Below are 12758 nucleotides of genomic sequence, written 5' to 3' on the forward strand. Positions count from 1 at the left end.
ATGTGCGCACAACTAGACGCCGGCCTCACGGTATCGACGCTGCTTCAAGCAGTTCGCCGGCACCGAATCACCCTACAAGAAGAGACCACGATAAGAGGAGACGACATCCATGTCGGAGCAAAAGGTCTATCCAGTGCCGGCGGAAACTGCCGCCAACGCCCACATCGACGCTGCCACCTACGAGGCGATGTATCGACGTTCCGTCGATGACCCCGAGGGTTTCTGGGGCGAGCACGCCGAGCAGTTCGTCACCTGGTTCAAGAAGTGGGACAGCGTCCTCGACTACAGCTACCAGGCCGACGACCTGCACGTCGAGTGGTTCAAGGGCGGCAAGCTCAACGTCACCTACAACTGCCTCGACCGCCATCTCGAGACCCGTGGCGACCAGGTCGCCATCATCTGGGAGGGCGACGACCCCAACGAGGATCGCAGCATCACCTATCGTGAGCTGCACGAGGAGGTCTCGCGTCTCGGCAACGCGCTCAAGGCGCGCGGGGTCGAGAAGGGCGACCGGGTGTGCATCTATCTGCCGATGATCCCCGAAGCGGCGGTGGCAATGCTCGCCTGCGCGCGCATCGGCGCGGTGCACTCGATCGTCTTCGGCGGCTTCTCGCCCGACTCGCTGCGCGATCGCGTGCTCGACTCCGAGTGCAAGGTGGTGATCACCTCCGACGAGAGCGTGCGCGGCGGCCGTCACATCCCGCTCAAGCGCAACGCCGACACCGCGCTGCAGGAGTGCCCCAACGTCGACACCGTGGTGGTGGTGCGGCGCACCGGTGGCGAGGTCGAGTGGGTCGAGGGTCGCGACATCTGGTACCACGAGGCCATCGCCGCGGCTGCACCGACCTGCGAGCCGACCGAGATGGACGCCGAGGATCCGCTGTTCATCCTCTACACCTCGGGCTCGACCGGCAAACCCAAAGGCGTGCTGCACACCACCGGCGGCTACCTGGTCTATGCCGCGATGACCCACAAGTACACCTTCGACTACCAGGAGGGCGAGGTCTACTGGTGCACCGCCGACGTCGGCTGGGTCACCGGACACACCTATATCGTCTATGGTCCGCTGGCCAACGGTGCCACCTCGCTGATGTTCGAGGGCATCCCCAACTACCCCGACATGTCGCGCTTCTGGCAGGTCGTCGACAAGCACCAGGTCAACAGCTTCTACACCGCACCCACGGCGATCCGCTCGCTGATGCGCGCCGGCGAGGAGCCGGTCAAGCAGACCTCGCGCAAGTCGTTGCGCATCCTCGGCTCGGTCGGCGAGCCGATCAACCCCGAGGCCTGGGAGTGGTACTACCACATCGTCGGCGAGGAGCGTTGCCCGATCGTCGACACCTGGTGGCAGACCGAGACCGGCGGTCACCTGATCACCCCGCTGCCGGGCGCCACCGCGCTCAAGCCGGGTTCGGCCACCCGCCCCTTCTTCGGCGTGGTGCCGGCGCTGGTCGATCCCGCCGAGGGCACCCCGATCGAGGGCGAGGGCGAGGGCGCGCTGGTCATCACCCGTCCCTGGCCGGGGCAGATGCGTACCGTCTACGGCGATCACCAGCGCTTCATCGACACCTACTTCAAGCAGTACCCGGGGTACTACTTCTCGGGTGACGGTGCACGGCGCGATGCCGATGGCTACTACTGGATCACCGGACGCATCGACGACGTGCTCAACGTCTCCGGCCACCGTCTCGGCACCGCCGAGATCGAGTCGGCGCTGGTACTGCACCCGCACGTGGCCGAGGCCGCGGTGGTCGGCTATCCGCACGAGGTCAAGGGCCAGGGCATCTATGCCTATGTCACCCCGATGGCCGGGGTCGAGCCGAGCGATGCGCTGAAGAAGGAGCTGGTTTCGCTGGTACGCGGCGAGATCGGCCCGATCGCCATCGTCGATCTCATCCAGTGGGCGCCGAGCCTGCCGAAGACCCGCTCGGGCAAGATCATGCGCCGCATCCTGCGCAAGATCGCCGCCAACGAGATCGACTCGCTGGGCGATACCTCGACGCTCGCCGACCCGACCGTGGTCAACGAGCTGATCGACGGCCGACTCAACCACTGAGGACCGCCGCCGAGGCGCATGGACGCGCCGCGCCCGGGAACACCGGGCGCGCTCCGGCGCGGCGTCCGGGAACACGATTGCCGGACGCCGTCTTGATTCATTCGAGCAAACACCACACCATCGGTCCGTCTGCCCAGTTGGACGACCGCCCCTCGGGGCACGACCCCAGCCCCTGCGATGTGACCCGATGCCAAGCACCTTGAAACCACCCCCGAGCCCTCGGAGGTGACTCGGGAGCGGATGGCGTCTGCCAGCCTGCCCCACAACCGGCATCGCGACCACGGGCATCCAGCGGCCTCTTACCGCGGCTGGTCGTCCGCCACGCCCTCGCTTCGAAGGGCGACGTCACGGATGTGCCCAAGCGCCGTGCCCGGCGTCCACGAACGGACTCAGAATCCATACTGAGACCATTGCAAACAGTTGGTCGAGACAACGAGCAAACCATCCAACATGAGCCCACAACCCAGGGTCGGTGTCTTCATCGACGCGGAAAACATCCGCTACAACGGCGGCTACCAGATGCGCTACGATGTGCTGAGACGGTTCGCCGCACGCGAGGGAGGGAGACTGCAGCGCCTCAACACCTACATCGCCTATGATGTCGAGCGCGCGGACAAGGATGGTGACGAGGACTACAAGCGCAAGTGTCACGAGTACCATCAGCTGATCCGTGAGTTCGGCTACAAGGTCAATCTCAAGCACGTGCGTCACTATCGCGACGAGGACGGCAACATCACCAACAGCAAGGCCGATGCCGACCTCGACCTGGCGGTCGACGCCATGCTGCAAGCCGAGCGGCTCGACCACATCCTGCTGGTCACCGGAGACGGCGACTTCCTCCCGCTGGTGCGGGCACTGCAGAACCAGGGGTGCCGGGTCGAGCTGATCGGCTTCAAGCACATCTCGGAGGAACTGCAGCAACAGGTCGACGCCTTCTACTCAGGCTTCACCATCCCCGACCTGCTGCCGATCCACTACGAGAAGGACAACCAGTGGGGCGAAATCGGCTCGTGCGTGCGCGGCGTCTGCGTCAACTGGCTGAAGGACAAGGGCTACGGTTTCATGCGGGTACTCAACCGGATCTCCGCCGACCAGTGGGTCACCGATACCCGCAACCCGCAATCCCCCTACAGCTCGGTGTTCTTCCACAAGAGCGAGGTGGATCACGGGATCGAGGACAGGCATCTGATGAGTCGTGACTTCGTGTTCGAGTTCTACCTCCAGCCGAGCGAGCAGCAAGACGGCCTGATCGCCACCAACATCAGGGACGCCTACAAGGTCAACCAGGACCACAAGAACAAGTGATCCCGCTCCGTCCCGCCCGCCACCGGCCTCGTTCGCCGCACCGTCCGAGCACGCGCGGGCGGCGGCGCCACCATCCCACCGGAGCCTCGATCCCATGTCGCTAGATGCCGCCAACGTCAAGCTCTCGGGACTGGCCTTGCGCTTGGTCAGGGACGAGTTGCTCAGCGAGCAGCAGGCGGTCGATGCACAGGAAGAAGCGACCCGTCAGCGGCGGACCTTCGTCGGTCATCTGGTCGGCCAGGGGCTGCTCTCGAGCCGCTCGATCGCGGTCGCTGCGGCGCACGAGTTCGGCGTGCCGCTGATCGACCTCGGCTCGGTCGAGGTCTCCGAGCTGCCGACCAGCCTGGTCGACGAGCGACTGATCCGCAAACACCATGCACTGCCGCTGTTCCGACGCGGCAATCGACTGTTCCTCGCCGTCTCCGACCCCACCAACGACCAGGCGCTCGAGGAGATCCGCTTCAACACCGGGCTGGCCACCGACGCGGTGCTGGTCGAGGAGGACAAGCTCCAGGCGGCGATCGACAGCGCGATCGAGGCCCAGGACACGACCATGAGCGAGATCATGGACGCCGACCTGGAGAAGCTCGAGATCGCCCAGGACGAGGACGAAGAACGCGACGACGGCAGCGAGGCCAATATCGACGAGGCGCCGATCGTGCGCTACGTCAACAAGATCCTGGTCGACGCCATCACCGCCGGGGCCTCGGACATCCATTTCGAGCCCTACGAGAAGTTCTTCCGTGTGCGCTTCCGCCAGGACGGCCTGCTCCAGGAAGTGGCCAACCCGCCGCAGAGCATCGCCAACCGGCTGATCGCCCGACTCAAGGTGATGTCGCGGATGAACATCGCCGAGCGGCGCATCCCCCAGGACGGGCGCATCAAGCTCAAGCTCAGCCGCTCGCGCGACATCGACTTCCGCGTCAACACCCTGCCCACCCTCTACGGCGAGAAGGTGGTGCTGCGTATCCTCGACTCGTCCTCGGCGCAGGTCGGCATCGACGCGCTCGGTTTCGAGCCCGAGCAGCGCGACACCTTCCTCAAGGCGATCAAGAAGCCCTACGGCATGATCCTGGTCACCGGCCCGACCGGCTCGGGCAAGACCGTCTCGCTCTACACCGCGCTCAACATCCTCAACGAACCCGAGATCAACATCTCCACCGTCGAGGATCCGGTCGAGATCCAGGTGCCCGGCATCAACCAGGTCAACATGAACCCCAAGACCGGGCTGACCTTCGCCTCGGCGCTGCGCGCCTTCCTGCGCCAGGACCCGGACATCGTCATGGTCGGCGAGATCCGCGACCTCGAGACCGCCGAGATCGCCGTCAAGGCCGCCCAGACCGGCCACCTGGTGCTCTCCACCCTGCACACCAACGACGCCCCCCAGACCCTCACCCGTCTGGCCAACATGGGCGTGGCGCCGTTCAACATCGCCTCCTCGGTACTGCTGATCATGGCCCAGCGACTGGCGCGCCGGCTCTGCCTGCACTGTCGCGAACCGCACGAGCTGCCGCCCGAGGCGCTGCGCGCCGAGGGCTTCAGCGACGAGGAGATCGAGGCCGGGCTGACCATCTACAAGCCGGTCGGCTGCGAGCGCTGCACCAAGGGCTACAAGGGGCGCGTTGGTATCTTCCAGGTGATGCCCATCTCCGAGGAGATCAGCCGGCTGATCCTCGAGGGTGGCAACTCGATGCAGCTCGCCGACCAGGCGCGGCGCGAGGGCGTCGCCGACCTGCGCCGGTCTGGTCTGCGCAAGGTCAAGAACGGGCTCACCAGCCTCGAAGAACTCAACCGCGTCACCAAAGAGTAGGCACCCATGGCGCTGGCAGCGAAACAGAAACCGAAGGCCTCCCAGAACAAGACCAAGGACAAGGACAAGGCCACCGTCTTCCTCTGGGAAGGGGTCGACCGCAAGGGCTCCCGCATCAAGGGCGAGAGCCGCGCGGCCACCATGAACCTGGTCCGCGCCGAACTGCGTCGCCAGGGCGTCAATCCGACCAAGGTGCGCAAGAAACCCCAGCCGCTGCTCGGCACCCGCAAGAAGAAGATCACCACCGCCGACATCGCCGTGTTCACCCGCCAGCTCGCCACCATGATGGCCGCGGGCGTACCCCTGGTGCAGGCCTTCGACATCGTCGGGCGTGGTCACGACAACCCCTCGATGCAGGACATGATCCTGGCGATCAAGCAGGACATCGAGAGCGGCACCGCGATGGCCCTGGCGCTCGGCAAGTATCCGCTCTATTTCGATGACCTGGTGTGCAACCTGGTCGCCGCCGGCGAGCAGGCCGGTGTGCTCGACGTGCTGCTCGACAAGATCGCCACCTACAAGGAGAAGACCGAGTCGATCAAGGGCAAGATCAAGAAGGCGATGTTCTATCCCGCGGCGGTGATCGCCGTGGCGGTGATCGTCACCGTGGTGATCCTGCTGTTCGTCATCCCCCAGTTCAAGGACCTGTTCTCGAGCTTCGGCGCCGACCTGCCGGCCTTCACCCTGATGGTGATCAACCTCTCCGACCTGCTGCGCCAGTGGTGGTGGGCGGTGTTCCTCGGACTCGGCGCCCTCGGCTACGGCTTCACCGCACTCTACAAGCGCAGCCGCGGATTGCGCGAGGGGATCGACCGGATGGTGCTACGCATCCCGGTGATCGGCTCGATCCTCAACAAGGCCGCACTGGCACGCTTCGCCCGCACCCTCTCGACCATGTTCGCCGCCGGTGTGCCGCTGGTCGACGCGCTCGAGTCGGTCTCCGGGGCCACCGGCAACATCGTCTACCAGGACGCGGTGCTGAAGATGCGCGAGGAGGTCGCCACGGGTCAGTCGCTGCAGCTGGCGATGCGCCAGCGCGACCTCTTCCCCCACATGGTGATCCAGATGACCTCGATCGGCGAGGAGTCGGGCGCGCTCGACACCATGCTCGGCAAGGTCGCCGACTTCTACGAGGAGCAGGTCGACAACGCCGTCGACAGCCTCAGCAGCCTGCTCGAACCCATGATCATGGTGATCATCGGCGGCCTGGTCGGCAGCCTGGTGGTGGCCATGTACCTGCCGATCTTCAAGCTCGCCTCCGTCGTCTGACCTCGTGGCGACGCCCCGGCGTCGCCTCTCCCGACCCGCCCCAGCAAGGACTCGACCATGCCCTGGCTAGAGCCATTCCAGCAGTCCCCCATGCTGCTCTATGTCACCGTCACGCTGCTCGGACTGATCCTCGGCAGCTTCCTCAACGTCGTCATCCTGCGTCTGCCGCGGATGCTCGAGCACGAGTGGCGCGCGCAGTGCGCCGAGTTCGCCGGCGAGTCCGCCGACGCGACGCCGCCCCCAGGGCTGGCGCGCCCGCCCTCGACCTGCCCGCACTGCGGTCACCGCATCCGCGCCCACGAGAACATCCCGCTGCTGAGCTTCCTGCTGCTGCGCGGACGCTGCAGCGCCTGCAAGACGCCGATCGGTTGGCGCTATCCGGCCGTCGAGCTGCTCACCGCGTTGCTCGGTCTCGTCGCGGCGCTGCACTTCGGCGCCAGTGTGCAGCTACTCGCCGCGCTGGTGCTGACCTGGGGCCTGGTCGCACTGGCGGTGATCGACCTCGACACCCAGCTGCTGCCCGACCGCATCACCCTGCCGCTGCTGTGGCTCGGGCTGATCCTCAGCCTGTTCGGGGTGTTCACCGACGCCCAGGCGGCGATCATCGGCGCGGCTGCCGGCTATCTGTTGCTGTGGAGCCTCTATCACGCCTTTCGCCTGCTCACCGGCAAGGAAGGCATGGGCTATGGCGACTTCAAGCTGCTGGCCCTGTTCGGGGCCTGGCTCGGCTGGCAGGCGCTGCCCCTGGTGATACTGCTCTCGGCGGTCTCCGGGGCGCTGATTGGTGGCGTGCTGATCGCACTGCGACGCCAGGGGCGCGACACCGCCATGCCCTTCGGTCCCTTCCTCGCCGTCGCCGGCTGGGTCGCACTGCTGTGGGGCGAGCAGATCACCGGCGCCTATCTGCGCCTCAGCGGACTGGGATGAGCGCCATGCTGACCATCGCCCTCACCGGCGGCATCGGTAGCGGCAAGAGCACCGTCGCCGCGCAGCTCGAGCGACTCGGCGCCGGCGTGATCGATGCCGACCACATCTCCCACGCCCTCACCCGTGACGACGCCGACACCCTGGCGACGATCGCCGCCACCTTTGGTGGCGAGATGATCGCTGCCGACGGCACCCTGGATCGCGCCGCGATGCGCGCGCGGGTGTTCTCCGACCCCGAGGCCCGCCAGCGACTCGAGTCCATCCTGCACCCGCGCATCGAGGCGCGGATGTGCGCCGAGCGCGCCGCGCTGCGTACCCCCTACGCGGTGCTGGTGATCCCGTTGCTGTTCGAGACCGGACAGCAGCGTCTCGCCGACCGGGTGCTGGTGGTCGACCTCCCCGAGTCGGCACAGATCGAGCGCGTGCGTGCGCGCAGCGGGCTGGCCGACGACGAGATCGCCCGCATCATCGCCGCGCAGATCCCGCGCGCCCGCCGCTGCGCGCGCGCCGACGACCTGATCGACAATAGCGGCGAGCCGCAGGATCTCGCCGAGCAGGTACGGCGCCTGCACCAGCACTACCTGAGGCTGACCGCCGGGAAGACCGACTTGCAAAGCGGTTGAGCGCGACCTAGCTTTCCTCACGCCACGTACACGGCAGGGAGTTTCACCCGCAACCGACACGCACCGGAGGGAAGCATGCGCATCAACCCGCGTCTCGTGCTGTCCATCACCACCACCGCACTCATGCTCGGAACCGCCCCGACGCCCCATGCCGCCTCGGCCTGCAAGGGACTCGACAAGGGCGCCTGCGAGCGCAAGGGCGAGTGTCACTGGGTCGATCCCTACACCCGCAAGGACGGGGTCAAGGTCTCCGGTCACTGCCGCAGCAGCGGTAGCGGCAAGAAGCAGGGGACGAGCAGCGGCTCGGGCGCGCGACCGGCCAGTTCATGATCGCGCGCCCGGCACGATCCTGATCCGTCGCAAAGGAAGCGGGTATCGCACCGCTCGAGCGTCCGCAGCGGGGTCGATTTGGTGTAGGCTCCACGCCTATCGACCCCGTTGCGGCAAGATCCGAGCACTTGTCCAGCCTCCCTTGCCCAGAAAACCCAGATTGGAGCCAGCAATGCGCGTTTCCGGACGTCCGAACAGCGACCACCCGCTCGAACAACACGGCCTCTACAACCTCAGCGCCGTCCATTGGAACCTCCCCACCGCGGAACTCTACGAGCAGGCGCTGGCGCGCTACGAGGGACAGGTCGCCCACATGGGTCCGCTGGTGGTGCGCACCGGCCATCACACCGGGCGTTCGGCCAACGACAAGTTCATCGTCGAGGAGCCGAGCAGCCGCGACGACATCTGGTGGGGCGAGGTCAACCGCCCGATCGACATCGAACACTTCGACCTGGTCCATCATCGTCTCGCCTCCTACCTGCAGATGAAGGACGTCTACGTCCAGGACTGCTTCGTCGGCGCCGATCCCAACTACCGGCTGCCGGCGCGCGTGATCACCGAGAAGGCCTGGCACAGCCTGTTCGCGCGCAATCTCTTCATCCAGCCCAAACCCGAAGAGCTGGAGCACTTCGCGCCCGAGTTCACCGTCATCGCCGCACCGCACTTCCACGCCATCCCCGGACTCGACAAGACCAACAGCGAGACCTGCATCCTGGTCAACTTCGAGAAGCGTCTGGTGCTGATCGGCGGCACCAGCTATGCCGGCGAGATCAAGAAGTCGCTGTTCACGGTGATGAACCACCTGATGCCGGGGCGCGGCGTGCTGCCGATGCACTGCTCGGCCAACATCGGCGAGGACGGTCGCACCGCGCTCTTCTTCGGTCTCAGCGGCACCGGCAAGACCACCCTCTCGGCCGACGCCTCGCGCACCCTGATCGGTGACGACGAGCACGGCTGGAGCGACGACGGGGTGTTCAACTTCGAGGGCGGCTGCTACGCCAAGATGATCCGGCTCTCGGCCGATGCCGAGCCCGAGATCCACGCCACCACGCGTCGCTTCGGCACCGTCCTCGAGAACGTCACCATGAACATGGAGACGCGCCGGCTCGACCTCGACGACGACTCGTTGACCGAGAACACCCGCGGCGCCTATCACATCAGCGCCATCCCCAATGCCAGCGACACCGGCATGGGCGGACACCCGGACGCCATCCTGTTTCTCACCTGCGACGCCTTCGGCGTGCTGCCGCCGATCTCGCGGCTGACCCCGGAGCAGGCGATGTATCACTTCATCTCCGGCTACACCGCGCGCGTGGCCGGCACCGAGAAGGGCGTCACCGAGCCCTCGCCGGTGTTCAGCGCCTGCTATGGCGCGCCCTTCATGCCGCGCCACCCGCAACGTTACGCCGAGCTGCTCGGCAAGCGCCTGGCCGAGCACGGCACCCAGGTATGGCTGATCAACACCGGCTGGAGCGGCGGCCCGTATGGCGTCGGCAAGCGTGTCGCCATCCCCCACACCCGCGCCATGGTGCACGCGGTGCTCGATCGCAAGCTCGAGGGCGTGGCCACCCGTCCCGACCCGATCTTCGGGCTCAACATCCCCGAGACCTGCCCCGGGGTGCCGAGCGAGATCCTCGACCCGCGCGCCACCTGGTCCGATCCGGCCGCCTACGATGCCCAGGCACGCAAGCTCGCCGGGATGTTCCGCGACAACTTCACCAAGTTCACCGACGAGGTCGATGCCGCGATCCTCGCCGCCGGCCCGCAGGCGGGTTGATCGCGATGACCGAGACGATCGAGATCACCCGCCCCGACGACTGGCACCTGCACCTGCGCGACGGCGCGGCGATGGCCGATGTGGTGGGACACAGCGCGCGCCAGTTCGCGCGCGCCATCATCATGCCCAACCTCAAGCCGCCGGTGACCGACACCGCCCTGGCGCTCGCCTATCGTGAGCGCATCCTGGCGGCACTGCCGGAGGGGAGCGGCTTCGAGCCGCTGATGACGCTCTATCTCACCGACCTCACCCGGCCTGAGGAGATCGACAGGGCACGCGCCAGCGGCGCGGTGGCCGCCTGCAAGCTCTACCCGGCCGGCGCCACCACCAACTCCGACAGCGGCGTCACCGACATCGCCCGCATCGCCCCGGTGCTCGAGGCGATGCAGCGCAACGCCATGCCGCTGCTGGTGCACTGCGAGGTCACCGACCCCGAGGTCGACATCTTCGAGCGCGAACAGCGCTTCATCGATGACAAGCTGGTGCCGCTGCTGCGCGACTTCCCCGAGCTGAAGGTGGTCTTCGAGCACGTCACCACCGCCGACGGTGTGGCCCTGGTGCGCGAGGGCCCGGAGACCCTGGGCGCCACCATCACCCCGCACCACCTGCGCTACAACCGCAACGCTCTGCTCGCCGGCGGCATCCGTCCGCACTTCTACTGCCTGCCGGTGCTCAAGCACGAGCGTCACCGCGAGGCGCTGGTCGAGGCTGCAACCAGCGGTCATCCGCGCTTCTTCCTCGGCACCGACAGCGCCCCGCACCCGCGCACGGCCAAGCTCAGCGACTGCGGCTGCGCCGGCGCCTACAGCGCGCACGCGGCGCTGGAGCTGTATGCAGAGGTGTTCGACGAGGCCGGCGCGCTGGATCGGCTCGAGGGCTTCGCCAGTCATCACGGCGCCGACTTCTACGGACTGCCGCGCAACCAGGAACGGGTGCGGCTGACCCGCACGCCCTGGCAGGTGCCGGCGCACTATCCGTTCGGCGAGGACTGCGTGGTGCCGCTGCGTGCCGGGGAGACCCTCAGCTGGCGGCTCGAGACGGCCTGATCGGGCCGTTCTGGAAGAGGCTCTGGCGTCCCCGGGCGGGGACGCCGGATGGCGGGATCAGATCTCGGCGGGACTGTCGAAGTCGATCTCGTCCCAGACGTCGCCGCCGCCTGCACCACTCGGCGGGTTGCCGTCGTGGACCAGGCTCTCACGGCGCTGCAGATAGGTCTCGCGCAGGAAGCTGTAGGGGTCGAGCGCGGCCTCCTCAAGGATATCGCTGGCATCGAGCAGGTCGGCCCGCTGATCGATCGCGCGCAGCACGACGGCTCCCCAGTAGATCTGGTTCTTCTTCAGGCTGAAGAAGGGGTCGAGCGCCACGTCACCGGCGAAGCCGAAAGTGTCGCGGATGCTGCTCGGACCGACGATCGGCAACATGAAGTAGGCGCCGGACTCAAGCCCCCAGTAACCGAGCGTCTGACCGAAGTCCTCCTTGTAGCTCGGCAGCCCGACGTTGGTGGCAACGTCGAACACCCCGAGGATGCCCACGGTGGAGTTGATGAACACTCGACCGACATCGCTGCCGGCGCGCGACATCTTGAACTGCAACACGTTGTTGACCGCCGAGGTCATGTCGGCGACATTGGCGAAGAAGTTGGTCACGCCGCGATCGACCGGCTCCGGCGTGACCTTGCGATAGGCGCGCGCCGTGGGTTGGATGAAGGCCTTGTCGAAATCGCTGTTGAAGCGATAGACGGCCCGGTTGTAAGGCTCGAGCGGGTCGCGTGGATCGCTCACGCGCGCCGCGCCGGAGGCGCAACCGGCCAGCAGCAGTGCCGCCCCGAAGATTCCCAGCCACTTGAACCCGCGTGTGTCCATCTCGACGTCCTTCACCTGATTCAACGCAACGAGTCGCGATCCTACCACAGCGCAGCCCCCTGACGCGGCCGGCATGGGCAACAGGATTGGCGTTGCCGACCAAACCACTTATGCTGTCGCGATGAACGGTGAAGAACAGATTCCAGACGGCATTGCACAGCGCTTTCGCGGCTTCCTGCCGGTCGTCGTCGATGTCGAGACCGCGGGCTTCGACGCCCAGCGCCACGCCTTGCTCGAGATCGCCGCGGTGGTCATCCGCATGGCGCCCGATGGCCGGCTCGAACCCGCGCCCGCGGTCCATTGCCACGTGCTGCCCTTCGTCGGCGCCGAACTCGACCCCAGGGCGCTCGCCTTCAACGGCATCGACCCGGACCATCCGCTGCGTGACGCCGTGCCCGAACACGAGGCGCTCAACCGCATCCTCTCCCCGGTCCGCAAGGCGGTGAAGAACACCGGCTGCACCCGCGCCATCCTGGTCGGGCACAACGCCCACTTCGACCTCGGCTTCATCAAGGCGGCGGTCGATCGTACCGAGTTCAAGCGCAACCCCTTCCATGCCTTCAGCGTCTTCGACACCGTCAGCCTCAGCGGGCTGATGTTCGGCCAGACCGTGCTCGCCAACGCCGCGCGCGCCGCCGGGCTCGGCTGGAGCAACAGCGAGGCGCACTCGGCGCTCTACGACGCCGAGCAGACCGCGCGACTGTTCTGCACCATCGTCAACCGCTGGAACGAGTTCGATCCACTGCGCTTCTGGGAGAGCGGCGAGCGACTGCCCGCCCCCGAGTGAGACCCAGGCGGC

General features: G+C 66.8%; 11 protein-coding genes. 10 read left to right on the forward strand and 1 reads right to left on the reverse strand.

Features of this window, described 5'->3' with window-relative positions; genetic code table 11:
• Positions 1–109 precede the first annotated feature (109 nt).
• The 9 genes from acs to pyrC all read left to right on the forward strand — a co-directional run bounded on the left by acs (position 110) and on the right by pyrC (position 11143).
• Positions 110–2056 (forward strand): acetate--CoA ligase, encoded by a 1947-nt coding sequence (gene acs, locus MARPU_RS14340; protein WP_005224059.1) that lies wholly within the window; start codon positions 110–112, stop codon positions 2054–2056.
• Positions 2057–2506: 450 nt separating this feature from the next.
• Entirely contained in the window at positions 2507–3361 is an 855-nt protein-coding gene (locus tag MARPU_RS14345; RefSeq protein ID WP_005224058.1) for a LabA-like NYN domain-containing protein, read from the forward strand.
• Positions 3362–3455: 94 nt separating this feature from the next.
• Positions 3456–5171, forward strand: coding sequence for a type IV-A pilus assembly ATPase PilB (pilB, locus tag MARPU_RS14350; RefSeq protein WP_005224057.1), 1716 nt, complete (start codon positions 3456–3458; stop codon positions 5169–5171).
• Between the two features lie 6 nt (positions 5172–5177).
• The gene (locus tag MARPU_RS14355; RefSeq protein ID WP_005224056.1) at positions 5178–6440 is read left to right on the forward strand and encodes a type II secretion system F family protein; all 1263 of its coding nucleotides are present in this window, start codon (positions 5178–5180) and stop codon (positions 6438–6440) included.
• 57 nt (positions 6441–6497) lie between these two features.
• Complete coding sequence (locus MARPU_RS14360) at positions 6498–7367, forward strand: prepilin peptidase (RefSeq protein ID WP_005224055.1); 870 nt, start codon at positions 6498–6500, stop codon at positions 7365–7367.
• On the forward strand, positions 7364–7990 hold the full coding sequence (coaE, locus tag MARPU_RS14365) for a dephospho-CoA kinase (protein WP_005224054.1): 627 nt from the start codon (positions 7364–7366) through the stop codon (positions 7988–7990). The genes MARPU_RS14360 and coaE overlap by 4 nt, the downstream gene beginning before the upstream one ends.
• Positions 7991–8065: 75 nt before the next feature.
• Complete coding sequence (locus tag MARPU_RS14370; protein ID WP_005224053.1) at positions 8066–8320, forward strand: hypothetical protein; 255 nt, start codon at positions 8066–8068, stop codon at positions 8318–8320.
• A 172-nt stretch (positions 8321–8492) separates the two neighbouring features.
• Entirely contained in the window at positions 8493–10097 is a 1605-nt protein-coding gene (locus tag MARPU_RS14375) for a phosphoenolpyruvate carboxykinase (protein WP_005224052.1), read from the forward strand.
• Between the two features lie 5 nt (positions 10098–10102).
• Complete coding sequence (gene pyrC, locus MARPU_RS14380) at positions 10103–11143, forward strand: dihydroorotase (RefSeq protein ID WP_005224051.1); 1041 nt, start codon at positions 10103–10105, stop codon at positions 11141–11143.
• Positions 11144–11200: 57 nt separating this feature from the next.
• Here pyrC and MARPU_RS14385 read toward each other — a convergent pair whose 3' ends face one another.
• Positions 11201–11959: an MlaA family lipoprotein gene (locus MARPU_RS14385; RefSeq protein WP_005224050.1), complete on the reverse strand. Its 759-nt coding sequence runs from the start codon at positions 11957–11959 to the stop codon at positions 11201–11203.
• Positions 11960–12080: 121 nt separating this feature from the next.
• On the opposite strand from MARPU_RS14385, the gene rnt reads away from it, so the two are divergent.
• Entirely contained in the window at positions 12081–12746 is a 666-nt protein-coding gene (gene rnt / locus MARPU_RS14390) for a ribonuclease T (RefSeq protein WP_005224049.1), read from the forward strand.
• Positions 12747–12758 lie beyond the last annotated feature (12 nt).

Source organism: Marichromatium purpuratum 984, assembly GCF_000224005.2.
Lineage (GTDB): Bacteria > Pseudomonadota > Gammaproteobacteria > Chromatiales > Chromatiaceae > Marichromatium > Marichromatium purpuratum.

Bases quoted from the DNA above. Each gene is read 5' to 3' on its own strand.
- acs (WP_005224059.1), top strand. From the start codon at position 110: ATGTCGGAGCAAAAGGTCTATCCAGTGCCGGCGGAAACTGCCGCCAAC.
- MARPU_RS14345 (WP_005224058.1), top strand. From the start codon at position 2,507: ATGAGCCCACAACCCAGGGTCGGTGTCTTCATCGACGCGGAAAACATC.
- pilB (WP_005224057.1), top strand. From the start codon at position 3,456: ATGTCGCTAGATGCCGCCAACGTCAAGCTCTCGGGACTGGCCTTGCGC.
- MARPU_RS14355 (WP_005224056.1), top strand. From the start codon at position 5,178: ATGGCGCTGGCAGCGAAACAGAAACCGAAGGCCTCCCAGAACAAGACC.
- MARPU_RS14360 (WP_005224055.1), top strand. From the start codon at position 6,498: ATGCCCTGGCTAGAGCCATTCCAGCAGTCCCCCATGCTGCTCTATGTC.
- coaE (WP_005224054.1), top strand. From the start codon at position 7,364: ATGAGCGCCATGCTGACCATCGCCCTCACCGGCGGCATCGGTAGCGGC.
- MARPU_RS14370 (WP_005224053.1), top strand. From the start codon at position 8,066: ATGCGCATCAACCCGCGTCTCGTGCTGTCCATCACCACCACCGCACTC.
- MARPU_RS14375 (WP_005224052.1), top strand. From the start codon at position 8,493: ATGCGCGTTTCCGGACGTCCGAACAGCGACCACCCGCTCGAACAACAC.
- pyrC (WP_005224051.1), top strand. From the start codon at position 10,103: ATGACCGAGACGATCGAGATCACCCGCCCCGACGACTGGCACCTGCAC.
- MARPU_RS14385 (WP_005224050.1), bottom strand. From the start codon at position 11,959: ATGGACACACGCGGGTTCAAGTGGCTGGGAATCTTCGGGGCGGCACTG.
- rnt (WP_005224049.1), top strand. From the start codon at position 12,081: ATGAACGGTGAAGAACAGATTCCAGACGGCATTGCACAGCGCTTTCGC.